Origin of the sequence: Chitinophaga silvatica (assembly GCF_003419895.1) — a bacterium.
Taxonomy (GTDB): Bacteria; Bacteroidota; Bacteroidia; order Chitinophagales; family Chitinophagaceae; genus Chitinophaga; species Chitinophaga silvatica.
This window is the reverse complement of sequence record NZ_QPMM01000003.1, coordinates 165,883-192,410: the sequence shown is the minus strand read 5'-3', so window position 1 is coordinate 192,410 and position 26,528 is coordinate 165,883. Positions and strand designations below refer to the sequence as shown.

Below are 26,528 nucleotides of genomic sequence, written 5' to 3'. Positions count from 1 at the left end.
ACTTAAGATTTAATTAGCTTTCAATTTCTGATTAATTAGTTGATTGAAATAATCGACATACTTATTAATAATGATTTCTTTATTAAAATGTTTAACAGATTTTTTCAGCTCTACTTCTTTAAAAGGCTCAGATTCCAATACTTTAATGACATAATCACTAAAATCTTTGGGGTTGTCGCTCTCAACAATATATCCGTTTCTGCCATGCTGTACAATTTCCTTTATACCTCCAGGAGCATCGTATGCAATGACAGGCTTACCTAAAGATAACATCTCAATTGCAACATTAGGAAAACCTTCGTAATAAGAAGTCATTATAAGAATATCAGACTGTGCCATTAAAGGATATGGATTGTCTGCATGTCCTAATAATATAATAGAATCATTAAGTGAGTGAAAGTTTATTAATGACAATAAATTTTCTTTTTCGGCTCCGCTACCGGCAATATATAGCTTTACATTCTTATGCTGCAGTTTCGCCATAATAGGAATTAGTCTTTCAAAGCCTTTTACTTTGTTTAGTCTGCCCACTGCCAGGATATTAGAATTATTGGGATCAAAATTATGAATAGGGGGTTCCTGACCTTTAGTCATAACAAGTTCCGTATCAATGGGATTGTTGATAATGGTTATTTTTTTGGAAGGAATTTTAAAATTGTGGATAAGGTCATCGCACATATAATTAGATTGGCAAATTATACCATCTAATTTTTTATAGAATCTTTTATATAGAAATTTGAAAAGCTTGGGCCACTTATCATCTTTAATATTTTCACTTACTATACTGGATTCCCTACCAATAAATGTCACCTTTGATGGAAATATAAATCTGAAAAGGGCAATATAAAGATTTAAATAGCCTAAAGTAGAGAGAACCAAATCAATTTTTTTCTCCTTAATTACGTTTTTTAATAATGATATGCTATAACGAACTTTTTTACACTGTAAATCTATAATGTCTTCAGCTGCTATGTCAAATCCTTTATGTATTTCACTCCCATCTAAAACGGCTAGGTAAACATTTAAAGAATCTAGGTTTTTTAATTCTTTAAATAAAATTGAAATTACTCTTTCACTACCTCCAGCTTGTAAAGAAGGTACAACTAATAATATGTTTTTTTTTCTGACCATTAAGGTTTATTTACGTTTGTGGAATGAGAAAAGCTGATGGTTTTGTATCCAAATCAATTACTTTCCCTTTCCCTGCCCACAAACTAAGTACACCAATTAATTGTGCTAATATAATAATAAAATCTATTTGCAATCGATGGCGCGGACCTTGTAACTCTCCGAAGCATCCATAAAATATAGAGATTAAGATAAAATAAAGCATTAAAAGTTTAATCCCCGGGTTATCCATTTTGAATAACATAAATATTCCATAAATCATAAAGGGTAGAGAAATCCAGTTAAAGACTGAAGGCCAGAACAAAAAAGTATAGTCGGGTTCAATCTGCCAGGGAATCGGAGTGAATAAATACCTGATAGCTCCAAAGAGTGGATTTGTAAATGATCCTAAGAATAAATTAATTTCAAATTGATAGCGGGATAATAAGAATTGAAGGCATAATAGTGGCCCAATAAACAGAACAGAAACCAGAATCAGGATTCTAAGCTTTTTATCTTTGATGGCATTAACAAATTGCAGAAACCTGTAGGTAATAAAAGTAAATATCATAAACAGAGGAATGTAAAACCTCAAAAAGCTTAAGACAATCATTACAAAAGCTACTGCTAGAAATGTTCTTACTTTCTTAGTCTGTTTAAGTTGTAGTTTTTGAAGATAATAAAAAGAGGTGATGGTTAACGTATGTACCAGTGTATCTTTTAGATTAAGGAAATTACTCCATGCGATAATCTCCCAATGCAAAATAAAAAACACAAAATATAGCTTGCAAATCATATTATTGAAACCTATATTTTGTAAAAATTTATACATTATTCTGGCAGAGGTAACGGTTAGTATGATATTAAGACATACTGGTGCAAAATAAAACCCACCAAAAAAATCGAAACTTAAAATATTATATAAGAAATAAAGAATATTCTGTCCGCCTGCAATTGAAAATAAGTAGGCAAATTTTTTGCTGTCAAGAATAATGGAAATAAAAGAATTACCCTCTTTCCAGTAATTTAAGCTGTCATTAAAGTATACTATATCGTCTAGCAAATAATACCCATTAACAGAAAAGAACTGAAAATAAGTATAGAATAAACAGCCCTTTAGTACAGCTATCAGAAAAGCTAAATCTGGTCGTCGAAGAGTTTTTAACGCATACAGAAAGATTACAGCTATTAATATAGTTGTTGGTAAAAATAATTCTGAAAAGGAGTATTCATTCCACATATTCTAACTTTTATTTCATCCACTCGTCGTACCACATTTCAAACATCAGCAGAAACCAAAGCCGGGTAACGCTATTATTATTGTTTTCATATGATTTAATCCATTCCTGAGTAATTGCCGGGTCATATAACTGATGTCTGTCTGCTCTTTCCTTTGTAAGATAAGTATTAAAATAGCCTTTTAGTTCTTTCTTAAACCAATGAATTAAAGGTACACCAAAACCCATTTTAGGCCTATCCATTAGTTGTTTAGGCAGGTACTTATGAGTAATCTGTTTTAGCAAATATTTTTTATTCCCATCCTTAATTTTGAATTCAGATGGAAGTTGAGCTACAAACTCAATGATTCTATGGTCTAATAGCGGCTCACGCCCTTCAAGACTTACAGACATTGTTGCCCTATCAACTTTTACCAGGATGTCATTGTCCATATACGTTTTATAATCTATGGCTAACATTTGGTTAATATCATCATTATATTTATTAAGTTGATTGTAATCGTCGAAATGCAGGGGTAATGACTGATTAAACTGTCCAATGAATAATTCTAATTCTTTATTAGTTAGATGTTGGCTGATGCATTGCATCGTTTTAACGGTATTCTCAGCTTTCAGCAGAGACTTCATTTTTTCATACCTGGTTTCAAAATTATAAAAGCGGCCATGAAAAGGTATAGTCTTTGCTGGAATCAAATCCATCATTTTACCAATTGTTTTGTTTACAAGATCAGGGAACTTCGTAAACATTTTGTGTAAGCGAATTGCTTCGGCATACTTGTTATAACCTCCAAATACTTCATCTCCGGCATCGGCAGAAAGAGAAACGGTAACCTGCTGTCTGGCTAGTTGACTTACAAGTATAGTTGGGATGGCAGAGCTATCGCCAAATGGTTCATCAAAAATAAAAGGAAGCTTAGGAATAATTTCCAATGCATCTTTGGGAGAACAGATATATTCAGTGTGATCGGTACCCAGGTAATCTGCAACATTTTTTGCATGTGGAGCCTCATTGAAATCCTTTTCATTAAATCCAATGGTAAATGTTTTAAGTTTCTGGCTCCTTTCCTTTTGCAGCATCGCAGCTACAATAGAGCTATCATATCCTCCACTTAGAAAAATACCTACCGGAACATCTGCAACCATTCTATATTCAAATGCCGATTTCAGGAGTTTTTCAGTTTCCTCCAAAGCCTCAGTCTCTGAAATTTTTAATTTTGGTTTATTGTATGCGTCCAATACATCCCAATAAACGTCATTAACAATTTTCTTGCTAAGCAAGTCTATTTCCAGGTAATGACCGGGCTTTAATTTGAAAGTATCATTAAAAATGCAATGAGGAGCTGGTATATAACCATATTGTAAAAACAAAGCAAAGGCTTCCTTATTGATTGTTTTATTGAAACGGTTATGTTGATGAAAGGCTTTTAATTCGGAGCCAAACAGGAATAAATCGTCTTTGTAGTAATAATATAAGGGTTTAACACCTGATCGATCCCGATATGCGTATACTTTGTGGTTTTCATTATCATATATAAAGAAAACGAACATTCCTATGAAGCGATCAATCGCCTTTTTTCCCCAATGGCGAAAAGCCTTAAGGATAACTTCGGTATCCGAATGGGAGCGGAATGAATGCCCCTGGGCTATTAATTCATTTCTTAATTCATTGTAATTGTAAACTTCTCCGTTAAACAGGATAGTCCATTTATTATCATCATCATGAAATGGCTGATGGCCTAATGGAGAAAGGTCAATAATAGATAATCTTCTATGACCAAAACCTAAAACATATTGCTCCTTTTCAAATAGCTCATATCCACTGTCGTCCGGACCCCGATGCGTCATAGCATCGGTCATATTTCTAAGGGTAGTCAGATTCGTTTGGCATTTAAAATCTATGAAGCCTGCTATTCCGCACATGGTAAATAGTGTTGTAAATAATTGAAATGGATAAAAATTGAATATATGTTTTAGTTATATCAGTTCACCTTTATTTTACCTAGTAAAAATTATCAGTAAACCTTATTAGGGAGTTAACAAAATTACATCCATTGAATAATGGATAGTAATTAGTGCTACTTCTAAAATTAATAGGCAATGGTGTTTTCATTATTAATTGTTTAATCCTACAACGGCAATTCGTTTACTGTATTTTCTATTTGTGTAAATAAAAAATACAATATTAACCAACGCAGCAATTACATATGATATAACACATGAGATCGCTGCCCCCGTTAAGCTATAATGTTTAACCAGTTGGTACGACATAATAAAGGATATACAGCCGGTAATAATACTGATAATAGATAGCTGTTTGAATTTACCTTCAGTAAGCCACCTGGAATTCATTAAAGTCGCAAAAGCATTTGGAAGGACAGCCAGGCACAATATTCTGAATACCGGAATTGATTCCTCAAATGATTCCAGCTTAAATAGAGAAATCATAAGGCTATAACCTATCAGCGCAAATATTACAGCTACTACCATTATTCCCAGTGCCCTGAAAATGTATTTCTTTTGGGTTGACCAGGAAGCTTCAACTCCTTTTTCTGTTATCAATGAAATATTGTATTGATTGATGATTGTAGGAATGATATTGATCAATACAACTATTTGTAGAGCGAAACTAAAATTACCTACATCTTTCAAGGTCATCATTTTGTTAACAACTACTGTGATGAATGAAGAGTAGGAGAGACTGGCTACAGTATCAGGATGAATCTTCAGTGCATTTGAAAGTAATTTTTTAAAGAAAGCACTATTGAATTTTAATATTGGGTTGAAAGTCGTCTGTATAATTCTGATTTCGCTAAAAAATTGTAACAGATTAATGATAGACATTATAACCAGGAAGGAAGTTATTGGGAGTTTAACTACATATACTAAAATAATAACTGCAAACAGATAAACAGACCGGTTAATGAGGATAACACTAGATTGTTTAACCAATAAATTGGCAGTTGAGAAAACAAAAATGCTAGTATTACTCCATAAAAAATAGGGGAGAGCCACCATGCTAATGAGCAGGTATTTAAAATCCAATTCTCCAAAAACCGAATTAATATTATTTAATACAAAAACACCCAGAAAGGCTAGCAGCATAGAGCCGCAACAAGTAATAAAATAAGTGTAGAAGTTTTTCTGAAAAAAATCTTCTTTAGATAACTTCGAATCTACAAGCAGGTACGGTAATACCCTTCCTAAGCTCAATCCCACAATGGCACAGATTAATGTTAGTATTTGCGTACTGGCTGCAATTATCCCACGCCCTTCACTTCCATAAAGATGAGCTGTAATCAGAAATACTATTAAGGAAACAAAATTTTGATAAATATTGATTCCAGTTGAATATGATATCTTTTTAAACATTTTGATCAAAAAAAACAGGCATCAAGCTATCCTAGTTAAGAGTTTGTATTAGTAAGCATTTTAATTAATTTCTTAGCAACCCTCTTTACTCTACGCATTGCTGAATAAGTAACTTTATTTGGTGATAAGCTAAGTATTCTATGTTGTATATTAAAGTAGGTACGATTAGTTTCATGGTTGGACTGGTTCAATAATTTTTTAGCGGCGCTGAAATCTCCTATTTCCATAAAAAGAATAGCTGTATTTATAAATATTCTGCTTTTCCCTTTATGGATAAAGGCTTCATGAACATGCCCTTCGGCATGTTTTATAGCTTTCAGCTGGTCATTCATCGCATTAAGGATTTTGTCCTTATTGGTGGAGTTCTGAAGACTTACACCTTGGCTATGTTTTCTATATTGACCCAGGACTTCGTTTATATAACCTATTTTCCCAAATTTTGCATTTGCAATATGGAAACTGTAGTCGCCAACGTTTTTGGTAGTTGGATCAAATCCTTCCGCAGGAATGCTCGTTTTTCTAAACATTTTCGAGCAGTGTCCAAAAAATGTTCCTTTTAGGACCAAGTCCTGAATATCAAACAATTCCTGGTGCGGGTTTGGATTTTTCATGTAGTATAGAGTTTTCTTGGTTTCGCTATCGAAAACTCTAAGATCATGCACTACGAATGCACAGTCTGGATGGCTATCAAGATAATTGACCTGCTTTTGCAATTTATAAGGAAGCATATGGTCGTCTCCATCAATGAATGCGATATACTCGCCCTGGCAATTCATAATTACATCAATTGCATTAGCAAGTGCTCCAATATTCTGAGACCTTATAATTGGTTTCACATTTGGAAACTGTTGTGCCAACTGTCTCAAATAATCAGCTGTGCTATCATTTGAACAATCGTCACCTACAACAATTTCGTATTCAACATTTATTTCCTGTGATAGAATTGAGGATAAACATTCTTCCAGAAAATCTCTATAATTGAATGATGTTACTGCGATACTTAACTTCAATGACATCTTTTTTCATTAAAGGTGGTTTTCTATGAGTGATTCCAGTTGAGAGATATCAAAAACCGGAATGCTGCAATTAGTTTTAACCTTTTTTCTTTCAGCAAATGAGTCGTCTATAAATATGGCCTTTCTTCCTTTATCTATAAAAAGTGATTTACAATCACCATTTGTAATATGAATAATTTCGTCGAACATATTTTGAATCCTGAATTTATTCAAGGTATTTTCGACTATTTCCTTATGCCTGGTGATTAAATATATTTTTTTGCCGTTGTTGAGACATTGAAACAGGAAGGAAACTACAGATACAACTATTTTATCATTATTGATGATTGTATCATCTAAATCCACATACACATGATCGTATTCAATATCTATTTTATATGAATTGCTTAATGCCCTATCAAGCTGCAAATGATATTCATTTGTCATGATCTCTACTGGCATATCTACAAATGTATAAATGCTAAGCAGTGGGAAATTTACACCAAGATTTCTAAATAAAGCCATAGTTCCGGCAATTCTTGGTGCAATTTCGAGTAACATTAGTTCTTTATTTTTGTTTTCCTTCAATTGAAAGAACCATGCACCTTTAAACTTTAATTCCTTATTTATTTTTTCTGCAAACTCAAGGAATTCAGGGTTGTCAACAGGAAATGTATCTACGCTTATCCCGTTTTGGATCCTGCTACGGAGCCTTCCCTTTGCAAATAAAAGGTTGCCTTTACTGTCTGTGAAACAGTCGACAGTGTATTCTTTATAAGGAAGATATTCGAGCATAAGCAGGGTATTATCCTTTGCCCGATAGAAATCGACTTCTTCTTTATTTTTAGCCAGATATACACCTTTTGCACCCTGACCAACATCAGGTTTTAGAAATACCGGGTATTCGTTGATATCGGCACTGCTATTATAAACTTTTGGAACGGGAATTATATTGTTGAATATCTGGTATGTTAGTGCCTTTGAACGGCAGATTTCACAGGTTTTGGCCTCTGAGGCAATAACAGTGGCCTTTACCAGTGACTGGTTCTGGGAAAGAAAAAGTAAAACGCTGTCATGCGCCGGATAAATAAAGTCGATATTATGCTTTAATATTAACTCGTTCAATTGATCGATAAACCCTGGAGCTTCTACCCAAGGCAATCCTTCTATGTAATTTTTATATTGGTATTTCCCGTTATTGGAAGAGACGCTTGAAGCTCCGAAGAGTTCAATGTCTTTACAAAATTTTAATGCTTTATGTATTTCCAGCCCAATCTCGGAACCACAGGGAAATACAAGAACTTTATGTTTCATAAGAAGAATAATTTACACCAAAAGCAGCACAATTTAGCTATTCTGTACACGTAATAAGAGCCTGGCTATTAAATCTATTTCTTCTCTTGTTAGATCATAAAACAATGGTAAGCATAATACCCTGTTGGAAATGTTTTCAGAAATAGGAGTGGAAGACGGACTTACATAATTTAGAAGGTTGAGAGACGGATAAAAATATCTTCTAGGATATATAAGATTGTCATTCAGTATTTTAATACTCTTATTTAATGCTTCATTGCTTTCAAAAATAATTGGCAAATAAGAGTAGTTAGGGGCAGCATCTTTAATTATGGTTGGGAATGCAACTCTGAGTGTCTTAAGTTTTTCCTTATAATACTCGTAATCGCTTCTTCTTTTTGCGATAATTTTATCTATGTATTTCAGGTTACATAAACCCATGGCAGCATGAAACTCTGAATTTTTTCCATTAATTCCAGGACCATCGATATTAATAGCGTCTACGTGGCCAAAATTCCTAAGCAAAGCCATTTTCTTCAGCAGTTCAGGATTTTGAGTAAAAACGGCACCACCTTCAACAGTGTGAAATAGTTTAGTGGCATGAAAGCTCACAGTACTGATATCACCGTAATTGAAAATGCTTTCATTTTTATACAGAGTACCGAAGCAATGAGCAGCATCATAAATTACTTTGAGATTATGCTTTTTAGCAATCGCCTGAATTTTTTCAACATCGCATGGATTTCCATAAACGTGAGTTGCTAAAATTCCGGTGGTTTTATCTGTGATGGCCGCTTCTATTTTATCGGGATCAATATTGAGGGTATCTGCATTGATATCTACAAATACAGGAGTACAGTTTTCCCATACGATAGAAGAAGTGGTAGCTACGTAGGAGAATGGGGTAGTAATAATCTCCTCTTTTAACTCTAATGCTTTTATTGCTATCTGGAGTGCAACTGTTCCATTATTCAAAAAGAGGATATGATTTAGTTGAAGATATTCTTTCAGTTTCAGCTCCAGTTCATTTACCAGAGGGCCACTATTAGTAAGCCAATTTCTACTCCAGATTCCCTGGAGGTAGTGTTGGTATTCTTCAATAGGAGGTAAGAAAGGTTTAGTAACATTAATCATTTCCCACTAAACATTTAGATTTGAAAAATTCTGCGTTTTATACCAGTTAAACGTTGGAACCAGTGCAGTTGAGAGATTGAATGCAGGATCATATCCTATCAATTGTTGGGCTTTAGAGATATCTGCAAGTGAATCTCTGATATCTCCAGCTCTGTCTGGTCCATGATTCGCATTCAATTCGGTGCCAACTATTTTGCATATTTCATTCCACAGATTATTCAGTGTGGTGTTTTCACCAACAGCAATATTGATTACTTCCGCTTTGTTTTGCTGGTGAGGGTGTAACAATGCTTTAATATTAGCCTGTACTGCGTTTTCAATGAATGTAAAATCCCTGGTTTGGTTTCCATCTCCATTTATAGTTGGAGGCGTATTATTTAAGGCAGCCTTAAAGAAAAGAGGAATAACTGCAGCATATGCACCATAGGGATCCTGCTTGGGTCCAAATACATTAAAGTATCTTAATCCAATACTGTTAAAATTGTAAACTTTAGCAAATACATCCGCATATAGCTCATTCACATACTTAGTAACTGCATATGGCGACAATGGTTTGCCTATTTGTTCTTCTACTTTAGGAAGTTTTTTACTATCACCGTAAGTAGATGACGAAGCTGCATAAACGAATTGCTTGACATTTGCGTTTCTGGCAGCCACAAGCATATTTAAAAATCCTGATACATTTACTTCATTGGTAGTAATAGGATCCTTAACTGATCTGGGAACTGAGCCCAAAGCAGCCTGATGACTAACGAAGTCTATATTTTCTAAGGCTTGTTCGCAAGCTGAGAAGTCACGAATGTCGGCTTCCACAAATTCAAAGGCAGGATTAGATAAAAATGGTTCAATGTTTTCCATTTTACCGGTACTAAGATTATCTAATACTCTTACTTTACCTGCGTTATATTTCAGCAGATATTCAACGATATTTGAACCAATAAACCCGGCACCTCCAGTTATCAAAAAACTGAATGATGAAAGATCCTGATTATGATATTTAATATTGTACATTTTTAAAAAGTTTATAATCTAGCGTCCACAATATGTTGAGGTAATATCCCTTTAACGTCATAAACAACAGATTTCTCCTTACAGAGGTTTGGAATATCCATATCCAGGAATTCCTTATGTGCCACTGCAAGGATAACGCCTTCATATGATTTGTTTTGAAGGTTGGTTTTATCTTCAAGGCACAATCCATATTCGTGGGTTACTTCAGCTGTATCTGCCCAAGGATCATAAACAGTTACATTGATATCATAGTTCTCTAATTCTTTAATTATATCAATTACCCTACTATTTCTGATATCCGGACAATTTTCCTTAAAGGTGATACCGAGTACCAGAACATTACAATCCTTAACCGGGATACTTTTTTTAATGGCATGTTTAACAAATTCGTGAGCAATATAACTGCCCATGCCATCATTAAGGCGGCGACCAGCCAGCAGAATTTCAGGATGATATCCTTCTTCCTGTGCTTTTTGGGCCAGGTAGTATGGATCTACTCCTATACAATGGCCTCCAACTAACCCTGGTTTGAATTGTAAGAAGTTCCATTTGGTTCCGGCTGCCTTAAGTACATCGGAAGTATCGATTCCAAGGCGATTAAAAATTTTTGCCAACTCATTTACGAATGCAATATTGATGTCGCGCTGTGCATTTTCAATAACTTTTGCGGCTTCTGCAACCTTGATAGAAGGAGCTGAGTGTGTGCCGGCAAGAATTACACTTTTATATAACTCATCAACAGTTTTTGCTGTTTCTGGAGTAGAGCCGCTGGTTACTTTTAATATCTTTACTACAGTATGTTCCTTATCACCAGGGTTTATTCTTTCAGGAGAGTATCCGCAAAAGAAATCAGTATTGAACTTAAGTCCTGACACTTTTTCCAGAACAGGTACACATTCATCTTCGGTAACACCTGGATAAACGGTAGATTCATATATAACAATATCGTTTTTCTTTAAGGCCTTTCCTACTGTTTCACTGGCTTTATAGAGAGGGGTCAGGTCTGGGCGATTATGTTTATCAACGGGAGTAGGAACTGTAACAATAAATATATTACAATCTTTTATTTTATCAATATTGTCGGCATACGTAAGCATTGTCGACTTTTTCAGCTCTTCCGGGCTTACTTCTAGGGTTCTGTCAATACCTGATTCGAGTTCTGATATTCTTGTTTTATTGATATCGAATCCAACGGTATTATATTTTTTTCCAAACTCTACTGCTAGAGGAAGGCCAACATAACCTAAACCAATAATCGCAATTTTATGTGATTTACCTGACATAGAACCTAGTCTGTTTTAAAGTAATATTAAGATGCTTAGTTAATTATTTCTTTGTATATTCTGACAGCCATTAAACAAATAATGCTTAGTAGTCCTCCTACGAATCCTCCTATAATCAAGGCTTTAGCTTTTCCAAGATTAGTTTTCTTTAGTGGAAGAATTGGTGTATCGATAATTTGAATAATTGGAGTTTCCTGTGTCATGGAAAATTTAGTTATTTCCAGGTTTTTAACTACTTCGCTATACATGGTTTGAGCTACCATCTTATCGCGGTTTGCTAATTCTACTCCAACTAATGCAACCTTTTTAGCCGGATTGAGGTTAAGATCTTCAGAAGCGGCGACAGCAGATGTTTTACGATTAAGTAACAATTCAAGTGAATCGGCTCTGGATTGTAAGCTCTCTATACTGGTAGTATATTTTTGAACCTTTGTATTAATATAAAACTGGGTGGCTTCCTTAACCAATGCCTCAATAAATATTTTAGAGAAAGTCTGATCTGGTGATTTACAACTAACAGTAATAAAGCTTAATTTTTTATCCAGTTTATCTACATCTAAATTTAATTTAAGCAGGTTATTATATAGAATTGATAAAACACTGTCCTTTAAAATGGAAGTACCTGGCTTATAAGTAGGAGGGAAGCTTATATTATTAAGTTCTGGATGACTTTCCCAACTTTTTCTAAGCTGACTGATTTCCAAATAGAGATCAGCCATACTTTTATCTTTATTAGCGCTGATTGGTGACAGTAATGTTTTATTGATAATATATCTTGATTTTAAGAAGGCAAGAATATTATCACCACTGAATACCCCACTTCCGGAACCTCCTCCCAAATTAAACCCGAATTGACTTGCGATGTTTGCGTAGTTTCCGAGCGGACTTGACTTTGTATCTTCGAGAATAAAGGTTAGTTCAGCCTGATAGGAAGGTTTTTGGAACAGTGAGTAGGTAAGAAAGCAACCAGCAGAAAGCAGGGAGAAAAATATAATTAATATTTTTTTACTCCATAAATACTGCATCCAGTTCTGGAACTTAAAAATCAGGTCTTTAAGGGATAGCTCATTGTTGTTTATTTCATTCGAAGGTTTTTTAGAATCTGTCATTCTTTTTAATCTTTAAGAATTTTGCTGTCCTATACCGAGATTATTTTGTAGTATTTAATATGGTAACAACAATTAGGGCAATTGATGCTAATCCACCTAAAAGTCCTACAGCTTCCTGAGTGCTCAAACCTTTCTTAGCTTTTTTGTTTGGTACATAAATTTCTGCGCCTGGCTTGACTTTAGGATAGCGATTAAAGAAAAATATCTTTTTGGTATTTTTTATTTCTCCATTAGAATACACGATATAGCTTCTACGTTTTAAAGATTGCTCTGTAAAGCCACCGGCTCCCCTTATATAGTCTCTAAACTTGTAATCTGATTCATAGCGTACTTTTTTGGGAAAATATATTTCACCAAATAGTTGCACTGTTTGAAGCTTTTTAGGAACCTTGATAATGTCGCCTTCGATCAGTAATAAATCATATTTAGAACCAGGGTGGCTCATTATTTTATCAAGATTTATACCTAAAAGTTGTTCGCGTCTTTCAACTGCGTTTTTAACCCTGGTAATATCAGTGGAGTCTTGTAATTTATTATATAGCAGTTCGAGTTTATTAGCTAAAATAGCGCTATCACTGGCATTAACAAAAGTTCGGCGTAGGAGTACAGCTCCTTCTGGATATGCTTCTGCCTTGAATCCTCCTGCACGTCCAATTACATCTGAAATCCTTTCTTGCTTATTGGAAATAGCGTAGGAGCCAGGATAAATTACTTCACCATCGATTCTGATATTTTCCTGTTTGAAATAAGATGGAGCTTTTCTTACTGTAATTTCATCAAACGGGCTTAGGACAAATTGAGAGCTGTTGCTAGTTCCGCTTAAATCCATATTCAGATCGAATTGTTGGATTATTGCAATTGTGTCGCTACTTGAACCCAAGGTGTTATTTCGTATACGTCTGGCAACTTCAATCCGTTTAGTAGAGGCAGCATCATTAAATCCATTTGCCAACAATATCAAATCCTCCAGGTGCATATTATCGGAATATGGATATTTACCTGGTGCATTTACTTCACCTGTAATGTTGACTGTATAATCTTCTCTTAATTCATTTTTGCTAAAGATGATAACCTTGTCTTCTCTTTTAAGAAGTGGAGCATTCTTGTCGTTAACGGCATCTAACACATTAAAATTAATGGTGACAGGTGTATAGTCATCTTGTAAACGTTGAATTAAGCCACGGGAAAGTGCTGCATTTTCGGTTAGTCCATCAGCCTTTTTGATTAAATCCGTTACATTCATGCCTTCAACCAAAGCATAATCTCCAGGGTGAAATACTGCACCAGAAATGCTTATACGATTGGTAAAGCGTTCCAGAATGGAGTCGACAAAAAATTGGTCGCCTGATTTTAATTTAAATGAATTTATTTCCTGATTAGAAACATTAACAACTTCCTTTTGTCTGTTATTGTTCCGGTATGCCTTTATGATTTCGGTATATGCGTTTGTTGTGTAACCACCGGCATATTTCATAATGTCGGAAAGTGATTCACTGGATTTGGCTTCAAAAATCGCCGGTCGCTTAACAGCTCCCAGGATTTCAACTCTGGTGTCATAAGGATTTACTTTAACAATATCCTGGTCTTGCAGTACTATATTGCCGCTAAGGTCTCCTTTCATCAGGAAATCATATAGATCGAAGGTGCTGATAACCTGTCCGTTTCTAATCACCTGAATAGTTCTCAGAGATCCATTTTCATTGGGCCCACCTGAAACATACAATGCATTTGCAACTGAAGCCAGTGAAGGGAGGGTATAAGAACCAGGGCGTTCAATTTCACCGATTAGCAGAACTCGTATACTACGAATATTACCAAGTGTAATTTGAACTGAGGTATTTCCGTTCTTAATTCCACTATAGATGGTCGATAATTGCTTGGTAATCCTGTTACGAGCCTCTTCTATTGTTAATCCATTAACATAAATCGGCCCTAGATTTGGGAAACGAATATAACCATCAGGACTCACTTTCAGTTTACTGGTCAATTCAGAATAGCCATATACGTCAATTATTAGTTCATCTTCAGCTGAAAGTCTGTAATTGGCCGGAGTGGGCATCCTGAGATTAGGCTCGAAAGTGAGGTTTTTATTGCTAAATAGCTCAACGCCAAATATTTTTGAGCTCTTTTTATCTTGAGGGTTAATCTTATAAATGTTGGTTGTATCAAAAGCACGGGCCATGTCATTTCCTTGCTGGTTATTACTTTTGACATTTTTAGGGGCATCTAGTACAACATCTAACCCTAAAGCTCTGATACGATCTTTAAGTTTAGATACTTCAGTTGTTGGAATACCCTTCTGTTCAGCGTATGCGTCAATATCTGATAGTTTTAATCCATTCTTCTTCATTTCATCTACTATCTGATTTATCTGGCTATCTGTAAGATTATCAACTTTAACCTGACTAATAGTCTGTGAATTAGGTAATGATGGAACCTGTGAAGCAGCAGCAAAGCCAATAAACAGGAAAAAATGGATCAATAAAAAATTTTTCAACATGTATTCTAAGATAAACTTCTCAAACAACTTTTTTGGAATAGATGGTTCCCCTTAGGCATTTCTTCGGTGAAAACAGGTGCAAATCTATTAAAAATAACATATAAATGTTATAAACTGGGAAATCAGCGGTAAATTAATTTATTTAAAACTTGTATATACCTAATTCCCTATGTCAATACCAATAAAATATTGAGTTTTAATTACTAACATATAGATATATGTATTAGTAATTATATATATGAATAATGAATATTCATTTTAGGCTAAGAAGCAATTATAAATCGAGTAAAAGGATGATTTTACGTTTAATACGAATACGATAAACTATTTTTGCATTTCTAACTTATAATAATTCAATACGCCATATTATTATATGGGTTAGGTTATGAATGAGGTAATAATTATTTAATAGTATGAAAGGAAGGATTCTTTTAGTTGGAAATACGGCTTGGAGTATGTTCAATTTTAGGTTGAGCTTAATGTTATATCTAAAAGAGAAAGGATACGAAGTAATGGTAGCAGCTCCTATGGATAATTATGCCGATCGATTTAAAAATTATGACATTAGCTACTTTCAGATTTCTCACTTAAAAGCTAAGGGTAAGAATCCACTTGAAGAAATTCGATTATATAACGAACTTGCCGAAATTTATAAAAAAGCCGCACCTGGTCTTATTTTTCACTATACTGTAAAGCCTAATATTTATGGTTCTCTTGTCGCAAAAAAACTTGGTATACCAAGTATTGCTGTAACAACAGGGCTGGGCTATATTTTTGGAACTAGAAATCTGATTTCTCTTATAGCTAAAAAACTCTATCGTTTTAGTCTGAAAAATGCTAAAGAAGTTTGGTTTTTAAATAAAGAAGATAAAGAAAGCTTTATTGATCATAATATTATTGAAAAAGAGAAAACATTTGTTTTACCCGGGGAAGGGATAGATACACAGCGTTTTAAAGCTGCAACAAATGAAGTACCTGTAACATCAAGGAAATTCAGATTCATTATGTCTGGCCGCATGTTATATGAAAAAGGGGTAGCTGATTTTGTTGAGGCTTCGAAAATATTAAAGACCGAAGGCTATGATTTTGAGTCCTGTTTATTAGGTTTTGTAGATGTTGCAAATCCTGGAGCAATATCCAGAGAACAAATTATGGAGTGGGAAAAGGCTAATATTATTCGCTATTTGGGGGTTACAGATAATGTTATTTCTCATCTTTCTACCAGCGATTGCTTCATTTTGCCATCTTATTACAGAGAAGGTATTCCAAGAGCAATTATGGAAGCCGCCAGCCTGGAAATACCTGTTATTACAACAGATAATGTAGGTTGTAAAGATGTTGTGGATGATGGAGAAACGGGATTTTTATGTAAAGTTAAGAACCCTGTAGATTTAGCAGAAAAAATGAAACAAATGCTGCTTCTACCTGGTGAAAAAAGGAGCGAATTCGGCAGAAATGCAAGGAAAAAAATGCTTGCAGAATTTAGTCAGGATAAGATTGTAGACATTTATCTAAATAAGATTCATACATATTTGCATTCATAATTCATGGGAAAAATAGCCCTTATTACAGGTATTACAGGACAAGATGGCGCATATCTCGCAGATCTGTTGTTAAAGAAAGGATATTTCGTACATGGTATTAAAAGGCGAGCTTCTTTGTTTAACACAGACAGGATCGATTATTTATATCAAGATCCTCATGAGCAGAACGTTAGGATGAAGCTTCATTATGGCGATTTATCAGATAGCACCAATCTGATTCGAATTATTCAGGAAGTTCAGCCTGATGAGATTTATAACCTGGGTGCTATGAGCCACGTGCAGGTAAGCTTTGAGTCACCCGAATATACAGCAGATGTTGATGCAATTGGTACATTAAGAATTCTGGAAGCTGTCAGAATACTGGGATTGGCGAAGAAAACCAAAGTATATCAGGCTTCGACATCAGAATTATATGGATTAGTACAGGAAGTTCCTCAATCTGAGACTACCCCGTTCTATCCGCGTTCTCCTTATGCAGTTGCTAAACAATATGCCTACTGGATCACTGTGAACTACCGTGAAGCATATGGTATGTTTGCCTGCAATGGAATTTTATTTAATCATGAAAGTCCTTTAAGAGGGGAAACATTTGTAACAAGAAAAATTACAAGAGCTGTAGCTAAAATGTCTGTTGGCTTACAAGACATGCTTTATATGGGAAATCTGAGTGCCCAACGCGATTGGGGCCACGCAAAGGACTACGTTGAAGCAATGTGGTTAATGTTACAACAGGAGAAGCCAGAAGATTTTGTGGTTGCCACTGGTGTAACCACTACTGTTAGAGAGTTTATCAGACTGGCTTTTAAAGAAGCTGGTATAGATATAGAGTTTAAAGGGGAAGGATTAGAGGAAAAAGGAATCGTAATTGCTGTTTCAAATGAAGAATGCCCATTAAAAGCAGGACAGGAAGTGGTGGCAATAGATGCTCGTTACTTCAGACCTACAGAAGTTGAACTTTTGATTGGTGATCCTTCGAAGGCTAAAGCTAAATTAGGCTGGGTACCTAAATATGATTTACCTGCTCTTATCAAGGAAATGGTGTTAGCAGATATAGAACTGTTCAGGAAAGAAAAGCTATTGAAAAATAATGGCTTTAAAGTATTGAACCAATTTGAATAACATGGAGCTTCAAGATAAAATTTATGTAGCTGGCCACCGTGGAATGGTTGGCTCTGCTATTGTCAGACGATTACAGAAGGCAGGATTTAACAATCTCATATTCCGAACTTCAGCAGAACTGGATTTAACAGATCAGCAGCAAACCAAGGCGTTTTTTGAAGAAACAAAACCCGACTACGTTTTCCTGGCTGCCGCCAAAGTAGGTGGTATTCTAGCTAATAATACCTATAGAGGACAGTTTATTTACGAAAACCTGATGATTCAGAATAACGTTATTCATCAGGCTTACGTACAAAATGTAAAAAAACTGATGTTCTTAGGTTCTTCCTGTATCTATCCTAAAATGGCGCCACAGCCCTTAAAGGAAGAATATCTTCTTACCGGTTCCCTTGAACCTACCAATCAGCCTTATGCTATCGCTAAAATTGCAGGAATTGAAATGTGTGATGCCTATAGAGCACAATATGGATGCAATTTTATTTCAGTAATGCCCACCAACCTTTATGGTCCTAACGATAACTATAATCCACAAAATTCTCATGTATTGCCTGCAATGATCAGAAAAATGCATGAAGCAAAAATAGAAGGAAAGAGTGAAGTGGTAATCTGGGGAACAGGTACACCAAAACGTGAATTCCTCCATGCAGATGATATGGCTGACGCCTGTTTCTTTCTGATGCAAAATTATAACGAAAGTGGGTTGATAAATATTGGAGTCGGGGAAGATATAAGTATCCTGGATCTGGCAAATCTTGTAAAGGAAATAGTAGGATTTAAGGGTAGTCTTGTATTTGATACTTCCAAGCCGGATGGTACTCCAAGAAAATTAATGGATGTATCCAAGCTACATAGTTATGGCTGGCATGCTAAGATAGCGTTGAAAGAAGGTATAGAAAACGTATACTTAACTGCTCAGCAACAACAACTCATTTAAAAAACGAACTTCTATATAATAACTTCCTGCTGGTTTCAATATCAGTAAAAGTTTATCTTTGTTTTATGAAGTGAATTGACATATCACAATGTGAATGCCTTATTTAATGTTTGTGGAAGCCTGAAACCGTGCAAATTTTGCTGTAATCAAAACTATTTTAATGAAACATTTCCTCTGGATAATCGGAACTCTGTTGCTGTTCTCGAATGCGAATGCCCAAGAAAAAGTACCTGTAATAGTGCCTTATAATTATTTGGATATCAGAGAACTGTATATCGATTCTCTTAATCACCATACTTCATTAAGGCCTATATTACATATAGACACAAGCGCAATGTATACGGCCACTCCAACGGTCAAACGTAGTTGGGTACATCGTAAATTATTTGATGAACATCTCCTTGAATTCAGAAACGAAGACTTCAATGTATTTATCGACTTTCTACCAGACTTCCAGGTTGGTAAAACTAAAGACGGAAGCAGAACTACCTGGGTGAATACACGTGGTGCCAGTATACAGGCCAACATAGGAACAAAATTTTATTTTGAATCCTACTTTTACGAAAATCAGGCAAAGTTCCCAACCTACCTTGATCAGTATATACGTAAACAGGATATAGTTCCTGGGCAGGGCGCTATTAAAGACTATAGTAACGGTAAAGCTTTCGATTATAATAATGCAAGTGCATTACTATCCTATACTCCAATTAAATACCTGACTATTGATATGGGCTACGGACAAAACTTTATTGGAGATGGTTATCGTTCTTTAATCCTTTCTGATATACAGTTTAGTTATCCATATTTAAAACTAACCGGTCATCTGGGTAAAGTTCAATATACTTCTATGTGGGCTCAGTTTATGGATAAACACAGTAAGAACTTTGCAGCTGCATATGATGATCTTGGGTACTATAAAAAATGGGGTGTATTTCATTTCTTAGACTGGAATGTCAGCAAAAAAATATCTATCGGATTCTTTGATGCTGTTATCTGGCCTGATGCCGATTCTTCTGGTCGTAAGAGAGGCTTCGATTGGAGTTATATGAACCCAATTATTTTCCTGCGCTCCGCAGAATTTTCAGAAGGGTCGTCAGATAATGCACTAATGGGATTGAATGCCAAATTCAAATTATTCCCTAAAACCACGATTTACGGACAATTTGTACTTGATGAATTTAAATTAAATGAAGTGCTGAAAGGTAAGGGATGGTGGGCCAATAAACAAGCCTGGCAACTTGGTGTAAAAGCTTATGACCTGTTCAAAGTAAATAAACTTGATGTATTGGCTGAATATAATGCGGTAAGACCATATACATATTCCTATAAAAGTACACTCATCAACTACGAACACTATAACCAATCCTTAGCCCACCCGCTGGGTGCTAATTTCCAGGAAATAGTGGGAATCGCAACATACAGACTAAAACGCTGGTATGGTCGCGGAGAATTGATGTACTCTAAATACGGAGATGACCCGGATGCCAATACAAATTACGGTCATGATATCTCTAAGCCATACACTACCCATGTTAATGAATATGGAAATTACATTGGTCAGGGTCTTAAAACAGATCTCATCTATGCCCAGGGAACCATTGCGTATATTTTCAATCCAAAGTATAATTTAAGATTGGAAACATCCCTGGCTTACAGAAAACTGAGTAATGACCAGGTAAAAACCAATGATGTTATATTCAGCATAGGTCTTCGTAGCAGCTTCCGCAAATTTTACTACGATTTCTAATCGGGAACATATTTAAACGCACAAGCCCTTGCGCGAAAAGCGGAAGGGCTTTCTTCTTTTTCCGACTTAAAAGAGGGGGATGAGAATTAATGGACAAAGGGCCGATAGTTCTGTAACAAAATTTACAAGGGAAAAGCTCCCAGTTTATCCTATTATGAATATACAAAAAAAATACTTATATATCTAGTCTTCCCTATAATTTATACCTTCGCACAATGCATTACGTTACAGTAGAAGGATTAACCAAATCATTTGGAACTAAACCATTATTTAAAGACATCTCATTTCATATTGAAGAAGGAGATAAAATTGCCCTGGTAGCCCTGAATGGAACCGGAAAATCTACCTTGCTTCGCATTATTCTGGGAAAAGAAATGCCGGATGAAGGAAAAGTCTGGATCCATAAAGACGTTACTGTAGTGATGCTGGAACAACAAACAGGCTTCGACTCCAACAAATCTATTATAGAAAATATCTTTGATCAGGATCATCCGGTTTTAAATGCCATCAAAAACTATGAGCTATTGACCGAAGATGGCCTGGAGCCAGATTTGGAACAGCTGACTACTGCAATTGCCAAAATGGACGAACTAAATGCCTGGCATTTCGATAGTAAGGTAAAACAGATCCTGGGTAAATTGAATATTCATAACCTCGATCAGGCTGTTGGTTCCCTCTCGGGAGGTCAACAAAAAAGGGTGGCGCTCGCTAAAGTATTGATTGAAATAGGGTTCGAGCATAAGCATGTACTTTTAATTATGGACGAGCCAACCAACCACCTTGATATTAGCATGATTGAATGGTTGGAGAATTTCCTTGATCAGGAAAAAGTTACCCTATTACTAGTAACCCACGACCGTTATTTCCTTGATAGCGTTTGTAATGAGATTATGGAACTCGACCGGGAACAGCTTTTCATTTATAAAGGTGATTATGAAAATTATCTGGAGAAGAAAGCCACCCGGGAAGAAAATGATAAAGCCAGCATCGATAAGGCAAGAAATCTTTACAGGAAAGAACTGGAATGGATGCGCAAACAACCTAAAGCCAGAACTACAAAGTCGAAATCCCGGCAGGATGCCTTTTATGATGTTAAAGAAAAAGCAACTCAAAAAACCCAGGAACAACAGCTGGAGCTAAATGTTAAAATGACCAGACTGGGAGGTAAAATACTTGAGCTCAAGAAGGTTTACAAATCGTATGGTGATCTTAATATCTTAAAAGGATTTGATTATACATTTAAGAAAGGAGAAAGAGTAGGGATAGTGGGTAAAAACGGAGTAGGGAAATCTACTTTCCTAAACATGCTCCTGGGTTCCGAACAACCAGACTCCGGTAAAATAAATGTAGGAGAAACCATAGTGTTTGGAAATTATTCTCAATCCGGATTGGAAGTCAAGGAAGATATGAGAGTGATTGAGTTTGTAAAAAATATTGCAGAAAATTTTCCACTTGCTGATGGTACTAAGGTGAGTGCTGCCCAGTTTTTGGAACTTTTCCTTTTCTCCGCTGAAAAGCAGTATACTTTTATATCTAAATTAAGCGGCGGAGAAAAAAGACGTCTACATTTATTATCTATATTATTTAGGAATCCAAACTTTTTGGTGCTGGATGAACCAACTAATGATTTGGATCTTCCAACACTAAGTATTCTGGAAAATTTTCTTCAGGAGTTTCAGGGCTGTGTTATTATCGTAAGCCACGACCGATACTTTATGGATAAGTTGGTGGACCACTTATTTGTATTTGAGGGAGATGGTGTAATCAGAGACTTTCCGGGCAACTATACTCAGTACCGTGAATGGGAAAAGGAAGAAGAAAAGAAGAAAAGTATTGAACCAAAGAAGACAATAGCCGAGACACCAGTAAATGCTGAACCAGAGCCTAAAGCAAGGAAGCTGTCTTTCAAAGAGAAAAGAGAGTTGGAGTTACTTGAAAAAGAAATGGAAAATTTGGAGAAGGAAAAGAATGAAATAGAATCGGCATTATCATCCGGAGAATTACAATTTGACAAGATGGAACCAATGACCCGACGCATTGGAGAGATTATACAATTGTTGGATGATAAAGGAATGAGGTGGTTAGAGTTAAGTGAGATAGAAGGATAAATAGATTTTAAAAGCAGGCACTCTGCCTGCTTTTTTATTAACAGCAGTCGATTAACATACGAATATTTAATACAATGGAACAAACCGTAACCAAACTAATAAGAAGTATTAAAAATTTGCATAATCGTTTGTAGAATTCAACTTTTTCTGAAAGTTCCAATCTTACGCGTATTTCTGCATGTTCTACAGCTTGCTTAACAGCCAGATCAAAAACCTCCATATTAATCTTTTCCTTTTTATCCATAGCCTTATTAGGAGATAGAGCAGAAAGTTTTAGGAATAAAAAAACGTGGGCCTCTACTTACCGCCCCGGGGTGTGGATACCTGGAAAGACGGAAGCGAGCACCCACGCCGTAGCGTGAGCACTGCCCAACATCTGGTATCCATATAGTTTCCACACCCCGGACCATCTGTATGCGCAATTGCCTCAATATTTGTAAAGGCCTGCAAATTAGTGTCTGAATATCTAAGTTACTAAAAAATTGATTCAAAAATTCTCATTTAGGAATATTTATTGTTATTAAGAAATTTAAATTCTTGATTTATAATTTTTAATAGTGTGGAATGAATATGTTATTACTTTTCAATAATGTCGCAGGAAACGAAAAATATAGCTGTGAAATCGATGTTCGAAACCGGAACGGTTAGTCGCATGAAAGATATTTTCGATATTATTCCTAAAACCAATATCTATAAGAAATTAGGAGTTGGTTATATCACTCTTCTGAATAAACTGAAAGACCCTGGCTTGTTTACCATTAATGAATTGAAAATGTTGGCGACAATCATAGACGTAGATTATATAAAAATCCACGATCTGGCTAAGCAAGAGGCAGACCTGGTGCAGCAAAAAACAAAAAAGAAATCTGACAAGAAGTAACCTATATTTACAGGAATAATTAAACCCATCCATGCAGGCGAGAGAAATTCTTAAGCAGGAACTACACTCATTTAATAATGTATTAACGAAAGAATTTCAAAGCGAAGTCACTTCTGTCCACAGAATGATGATGTATCTCTCACAAGCTAAAGGGAAGCAATTACGACCTATTTTTCTTCTTTTATGTGCCCGTCTCTGCGGCGCAACTAATGACCGTACATATAGAGCTGCTGCATTGATTGAAATGTTGCACATAGCATCTCTGGTTCATGACGATATTGTTGATCACTCTATGAAACGCAGAGGCGCTTACTCTGCAAATGCTTTATGGAAGAGCAGAAGCGCCGTTTTTTTAGGAGATGTCTTGTTTACTAAAGGAGTATTACTACCTCTTGAAAATGGTGATTATAATACACTAAAAATCTTCGCAAAAGCGATTGAAGAAACAATTGAAGGAGAGCTTGTTCAATTATCCAAAACTCAAAAGCTCAATCTCGACGAAAATGTATATTACAATATCATTCGTCAGAAAACCGCTACTTTATTGCGTGCTGCCTGTGAAGCTGGTGCTGCAACCACATCTGAAGATAATAACATTGTTCAGCAACTGGCAACATTCGGTGAAAATGTGGGGATGGCTTTTCAGATTAAAGACGACCTGCTGGATTATGGAACCGATAATATTGGAAAACCAATTGGGAATGATATTCAGGAACGAAAAATAACCTTGCCTTTAATTCATGTTCTAAATAAGTGTGATAACATTACCAGACGAAAACTTTTATATATTATTAAACACCAAAGCACAAACGAAAAACAACTTCAATACCTAAAGGAGCAAGTAAAGGAATTAGATGGATTCACTTATGCGGAAAGCAAAATGCTTGAATACCGGAACAATGCAATGAATATATTATACAGCTTTGCTGAAACCCCGGTTCGTACTGCCTTAGAAGAGTTGGTGGTATATATTACCGAAAGAAAATATTAGTATAACTAGTGCATTCAGTAACTGAATGCACTAGTTCCAAATTTCTTATTTCTGACTTTGTTCCTGTTGTTTTTTCCAGGCTTCCAGCTCTTTAATTTTCTTATTCTGTTCTATCAGATATAATGTAAGCTCTTCTACCTTCTCCAATAACTTTTTATTCATCTCTCCAACATCCATCCCTTCTTTTTCTACAATAGCCGCTGCGGGTATGCCTTCCAGGTGCTGATTTTTTTTGATAAATTCTTCTACCTTATCCAGACCAGGGAGTACGTAATCTTTCGCAAAAACATAATCAGGCCAGCCGGTTTGAGTTACGCGTATACGCTTGGCTGTAATGGTACCATTTACTGATAATTCGGATTGAGGGATGGCAGCACCACTATTTATACCTACGCCAGTATTGGTTATAAACACTGTTTTGAATGCACTGGCAGATGTACCTCCGGCCAGGTATAATGGTACATACGACGCAGTGGCCGGAGTTCTGTCGTAACCGATAATGGTAGCTCTATCATTATAGTAACCAATTTCAGTAGCCGGACCAGTACCTGATGTATACCAGCCTTTGAAACGCCCTTGTCCTTTCCATTCGGAAGACCCAAGTCCATCAATTCTGCCCACCTGCGTTTCTCCTGCATAGTAAATAAAACCTCTGGCACTTTCCGCGGAAGGAATACCAAACCACATATGCAGTGTTTGGATTCCAATATCATAACCTGCACTTGTAGCACTTAGATTACTATCAAACAGGTTGATTTTGCTACCAGGACTATGAGTATTGAATGTAGGAGCACCTAATCCTACTGCATTGAAGGATATTATATTTGCAGTTTGATGATTTAATAACAAGTTGTTATTAATCGATACTACTCCTGATGCTCTGTCGATGCTCAGGGGGGTACTTAGTACTGTTCCATTGTCTGCATAATTTACCAACTTAAAGTCAGAACCTTTGTTACTACCGCTTTCAGTTCCTGTTAAATTGAAACTCCATCGAAGATTACCACCGGCAGATGTTGCGGTGCCACCGAAAAAATCGTGATGTCGGGTGCCGGCGGCACTTGTACCTCTGAATGTTTGTAAATAACTGGAAGTGAATTTCCCATTTATCCAGGCCTGGGCATTTTGTGCAGCATTACCCTGGTTAAAAATATAGGCGCTATCCTGAGAAAAAACAGGTAATGATATGCTACATAGTAGCCATGCAAAGTACAGGTATTTAATTTTCATAAATAAAGGAATAAGATGAGTACAAACAATTATTGTGAGCTGCTAATATAAGACTTATAACAAATAATCGCCCATTTTGGGTTTTAATGGGCGACTCCGATACTCCTAAGGCTGATGATAAATTTCCCTTACCATGGTAATATTTAGTCGCTGGGTAAAGGTAGCAGGATTGAAATCTATCTTCTTATAATCCGCCTGCACGACCTCTTTTGCATGATCCAGAGACTTCTGATTTTGCCAAACGGCAACTGTCATTATTCCAGTATATCCGTTAGTGTTATTTTCAATCAACACCTCGTCTTTTATAAATCCTGGGAGTTGTCTGATCAGTTTTCTGTTATATTCCATTCTGTCGGTAAATTCATTTAAAGCTTCCTGCGGTATATTAAACTTATCAACAAGATAAATACCCTCTTCAGGCTTTAATGCTGATAAATCAGTAGGTAATACTCCGAGTTGTTGAAGAACACCAAGCCTGTCTGTATGCACAATATGATTAATAATTAGTCCATCTTCCAACTCATAAATTACAACTCCTGAAATCTGTATTTTCTTATTAGTGGGAGGGATGTTTTGAAATTGATTTTTTTGAGTTCCTTCTACAGTTTGCATAACAACTACTTTATCACCTTCGGTAATTACTTCAGAAATGGTCCATTTGGCATCCGGAAATGCATTTATAAAACCGATAAATCCTTTTGTGAATCCGTTGATACCCTTTTCTCCATTATCATTTACATAATCCTCAGATACAATGGATTGAATCTGATCAAAGGTCTTGTTATTTAGAAATCTGTACAGAGATTGTACTACTGTTCTGTTGGAATTTGTGATAGTTTCCATACTTTGATTTTTTACAGATGTTTTGATTACATTAGTTTGAATCATGATGTTGTTCAAACTTGTTAACACAAAATTCGTAGTTGCTTAGTTCAG

20 protein-coding genes are annotated in these 26,528 nt (G+C 35.7%); 7 read left to right on the top strand and 13 right to left on the bottom strand.

Annotated features, from left to right (window positions below):
* Positions 1-9 precede the first annotated feature (9 nt).
* The 11 genes from DVR12_RS08695 to DVR12_RS08645 all read right to left on the bottom strand — a co-directional run bounded on the left by DVR12_RS08695 (position 10) and on the right by DVR12_RS08645 (position 15,039).
* Positions 10-1,131, bottom strand: a complete 1,122-nt coding sequence (locus DVR12_RS08695) for a glycosyltransferase (RefSeq protein WP_116975278.1) — start codon at positions 1,129-1,131, stop codon at positions 10-12.
* 10 nt (positions 1,132-1,141) lie between these two features.
* Positions 1,142-1,939 carry a hypothetical protein gene (locus tag DVR12_RS08690; RefSeq protein ID WP_147323432.1) on the bottom strand — a complete coding sequence of 266 codons (798 nt, stop codon included), beginning with the start codon at positions 1,937-1,939 and terminating at the stop codon, positions 1,142-1,144.
* A gap of 418 nt (positions 1,940-2,357) precedes the next feature.
* Entirely contained in the window at positions 2,358-4,265 is a 1,908-nt protein-coding gene (asnB, locus tag DVR12_RS08685; RefSeq protein WP_116975276.1) for an asparagine synthase (glutamine-hydrolyzing), read from the bottom strand.
* Positions 4,266-4,457: 192 nt separating this feature from the next.
* Complete coding sequence (locus DVR12_RS08680; protein WP_158563238.1) at positions 4,458-5,561, bottom strand: MATE family efflux transporter; 1,104 nt, start codon at positions 5,559-5,561, stop codon at positions 4,458-4,460.
* A 188-nt stretch (positions 5,562-5,749) separates the two neighbouring features.
* Entirely contained in the window at positions 5,750-6,730 is a 981-nt protein-coding gene (locus tag DVR12_RS08675) for a glycosyltransferase family 2 protein (protein ID WP_116975274.1), read from the bottom strand.
* Positions 6,731-6,739: 9 nt separating this feature from the next.
* A complete protein-coding gene (locus DVR12_RS08670) occupies positions 6,740-8,023 on the bottom strand; it encodes an ATP-grasp domain-containing protein (RefSeq protein ID WP_116975273.1) in 1,284 nt (427 codons plus the stop codon).
* Between the two features lie 33 nt (positions 8,024-8,056).
* The gene (locus tag DVR12_RS08665; RefSeq protein ID WP_116975272.1) at positions 8,057-9,136 is read right to left on the bottom strand and encodes a DegT/DnrJ/EryC1/StrS family aminotransferase; all 1,080 of its coding nucleotides are present in this window, start codon (positions 9,134-9,136) and stop codon (positions 8,057-8,059) included.
* Positions 9,137-9,142: 6 nt separating this feature from the next.
* Entirely contained in the window at positions 9,143-10,147 is a 1,005-nt protein-coding gene (locus DVR12_RS08660; protein WP_116975271.1) for an SDR family oxidoreductase, read from the bottom strand.
* Positions 10,148-10,158: 11 nt separating this feature from the next.
* Positions 10,159-11,430, bottom strand: coding sequence for a nucleotide sugar dehydrogenase (locus DVR12_RS08655; RefSeq protein WP_116975270.1), 1,272 nt, complete (start codon positions 11,428-11,430; stop codon positions 10,159-10,161).
* 35 nt (positions 11,431-11,465) lie between these two features.
* The gene (locus DVR12_RS08650; RefSeq protein WP_116975269.1) at positions 11,466-12,539 is read right to left on the bottom strand and encodes a GumC domain-containing protein; all 1,074 of its coding nucleotides are present in this window, start codon (positions 12,537-12,539) and stop codon (positions 11,466-11,468) included.
* Positions 12,540-12,579: 40 nt separating this feature from the next.
* On the bottom strand, positions 12,580-15,039 hold the full coding sequence (locus DVR12_RS08645) for an SLBB domain-containing protein (RefSeq protein ID WP_116975268.1): 2,460 nt from the start codon (positions 15,037-15,039) through the stop codon (positions 12,580-12,582).
* Between the two features lie 413 nt (positions 15,040-15,452).
* Here DVR12_RS08645 and DVR12_RS08640 point away from each other — a divergent pair, with 413 nt between their 5' ends.
* From DVR12_RS08640 to DVR12_RS08605, 7 genes are all read left to right on the top strand, one after another.
* Positions 15,453-16,583 carry a glycosyltransferase family 4 protein gene (locus tag DVR12_RS08640; RefSeq protein WP_116975267.1) on the top strand — a complete coding sequence of 377 codons (1,131 nt, stop codon included), beginning with the start codon at positions 15,453-15,455 and terminating at the stop codon, positions 16,581-16,583.
* Between the two features lie 3 nt (positions 16,584-16,586).
* The gene (gene gmd, locus DVR12_RS08635) at positions 16,587-17,702 is read left to right on the top strand and encodes a GDP-mannose 4,6-dehydratase (RefSeq protein WP_116975266.1); all 1,116 of its coding nucleotides are present in this window, start codon (positions 16,587-16,589) and stop codon (positions 17,700-17,702) included.
* Position 17,703: 1 nt separating this feature from the next.
* Positions 17,704-18,636, top strand: coding sequence for a GDP-L-fucose synthase (gene fcl, locus DVR12_RS08630; RefSeq protein ID WP_116975265.1), 933 nt, complete (start codon positions 17,704-17,706; stop codon positions 18,634-18,636).
* 160 nt (positions 18,637-18,796) lie between these two features.
* A complete protein-coding gene (locus tag DVR12_RS08625; RefSeq protein ID WP_116975264.1) occupies positions 18,797-20,383 on the top strand; it encodes a hypothetical protein in 1,587 nt (528 codons plus the stop codon).
* Positions 20,384-20,598: 215 nt separating this feature from the next.
* On the top strand, positions 20,599-22,491 hold the full coding sequence (locus tag DVR12_RS08620) for an ABC-F family ATP-binding cassette domain-containing protein (protein WP_116975263.1): 1,893 nt from the start codon (positions 20,599-20,601) through the stop codon (positions 22,489-22,491).
* Between the two features lie 589 nt (positions 22,492-23,080).
* Positions 23,081-23,371 (top strand): hypothetical protein, encoded by a 291-nt coding sequence (locus DVR12_RS08610; protein WP_116975261.1) that lies wholly within the window; start codon positions 23,081-23,083, stop codon positions 23,369-23,371.
* A 31-nt stretch (positions 23,372-23,402) separates the two neighbouring features.
* Complete coding sequence (locus DVR12_RS08605) at positions 23,403-24,362, top strand: polyprenyl synthetase family protein (RefSeq protein ID WP_116975260.1); 960 nt, start codon at positions 23,403-23,405, stop codon at positions 24,360-24,362.
* Positions 24,363-24,407: 45 nt separating this feature from the next.
* On the opposite strand, the gene DVR12_RS08600 is transcribed toward DVR12_RS08605, so the two are convergent.
* Positions 24,408-25,592, bottom strand: a complete 1,185-nt coding sequence (locus tag DVR12_RS08600; protein ID WP_116975259.1) for a hypothetical protein — start codon at positions 25,590-25,592, stop codon at positions 24,408-24,410.
* 105 nt (positions 25,593-25,697) lie between these two features.
* Complete coding sequence (locus DVR12_RS08595; RefSeq protein WP_158563237.1) at positions 25,698-26,435, bottom strand: ester cyclase; 738 nt, start codon at positions 26,433-26,435, stop codon at positions 25,698-25,700.
* Between the last annotated feature and the right edge of the window lie 93 nt (positions 26,436-26,528).

What these genes read in the sequence shown, in the direction of transcription:
- DVR12_RS08600 (WP_116975259.1), bottom strand. Translation starts at nt 25,592, where the DNA reads ATGAAAATTAAATACCTGTACTTTGCATGGCTACTATGTAGCATATCA.
- asnB (WP_116975276.1), bottom strand. Translation starts at nt 4,265, where the DNA reads ATGTGCGGAATAGCAGGCTTCATAGATTTTAAATGCCAAACGAATCTG.
- DVR12_RS08670 (WP_116975273.1), bottom strand. Translation starts at nt 8,023, where the DNA reads ATGAAACATAAAGTTCTTGTATTTCCCTGTGGTTCCGAGATTGGGCTG.
- DVR12_RS08620 (WP_116975263.1), top strand. Translation starts at nt 20,599, where the DNA reads ATGCATTACGTTACAGTAGAAGGATTAACCAAATCATTTGGAACTAAA.
- DVR12_RS08645 (WP_116975268.1), bottom strand. Translation starts at nt 15,039, where the DNA reads ATGTTGAAAAATTTTTTATTGATCCATTTTTTCCTGTTTATTGGCTTT.
- DVR12_RS08675 (WP_116975274.1), bottom strand. Translation starts at nt 6,730, where the DNA reads ATGTCATTGAAGTTAAGTATCGCAGTAACATCATTCAATTATAGAGAT.
- DVR12_RS08640 (WP_116975267.1), top strand. Translation starts at nt 15,453, where the DNA reads ATGAAAGGAAGGATTCTTTTAGTTGGAAATACGGCTTGGAGTATGTTC.
- DVR12_RS08695 (WP_116975278.1), bottom strand. Translation starts at nt 1,131, where the DNA reads ATGGTCAGAAAAAAAAACATATTATTAGTTGTACCTTCTTTACAAGCT.
- DVR12_RS08655 (WP_116975270.1), bottom strand. Translation starts at nt 11,430, where the DNA reads ATGTCAGGTAAATCACATAAAATTGCGATTATTGGTTTAGGTTATGTT.
- DVR12_RS08625 (WP_116975264.1), top strand. Translation starts at nt 18,797, where the DNA reads ATGAAACATTTCCTCTGGATAATCGGAACTCTGTTGCTGTTCTCGAAT.
- DVR12_RS08650 (WP_116975269.1), bottom strand. Translation starts at nt 12,539, where the DNA reads ATGACAGATTCTAAAAAACCTTCGAATGAAATAAACAACAATGAGCTA.
- fcl (WP_116975265.1), top strand. Translation starts at nt 17,704, where the DNA reads ATGGAGCTTCAAGATAAAATTTATGTAGCTGGCCACCGTGGAATGGTT.
- DVR12_RS08660 (WP_116975271.1), bottom strand. Translation starts at nt 10,147, where the DNA reads ATGTACAATATTAAATATCATAATCAGGATCTTTCATCATTCAGTTTT.
- gmd (WP_116975266.1), top strand. Translation starts at nt 16,587, where the DNA reads ATGGGAAAAATAGCCCTTATTACAGGTATTACAGGACAAGATGGCGCA.
- DVR12_RS08595 (WP_158563237.1), bottom strand. Translation starts at nt 26,435, where the DNA reads ATGGAAACTATCACAAATTCCAACAGAACAGTAGTACAATCTCTGTAC.
- DVR12_RS08690 (WP_147323432.1), bottom strand. Translation starts at nt 1,939, where the DNA reads ATGTATAAATTTTTACAAAATATAGGTTTCAATAATATGATTTGCAAG.
- DVR12_RS08605 (WP_116975260.1), top strand. Translation starts at nt 23,403, where the DNA reads ATGCAGGCGAGAGAAATTCTTAAGCAGGAACTACACTCATTTAATAAT.
- DVR12_RS08610 (WP_116975261.1), top strand. Translation starts at nt 23,081, where the DNA reads ATGTCGCAGGAAACGAAAAATATAGCTGTGAAATCGATGTTCGAAACC.
- DVR12_RS08665 (WP_116975272.1), bottom strand. Translation starts at nt 9,136, where the DNA reads ATGATTAATGTTACTAAACCTTTCTTACCTCCTATTGAAGAATACCAA.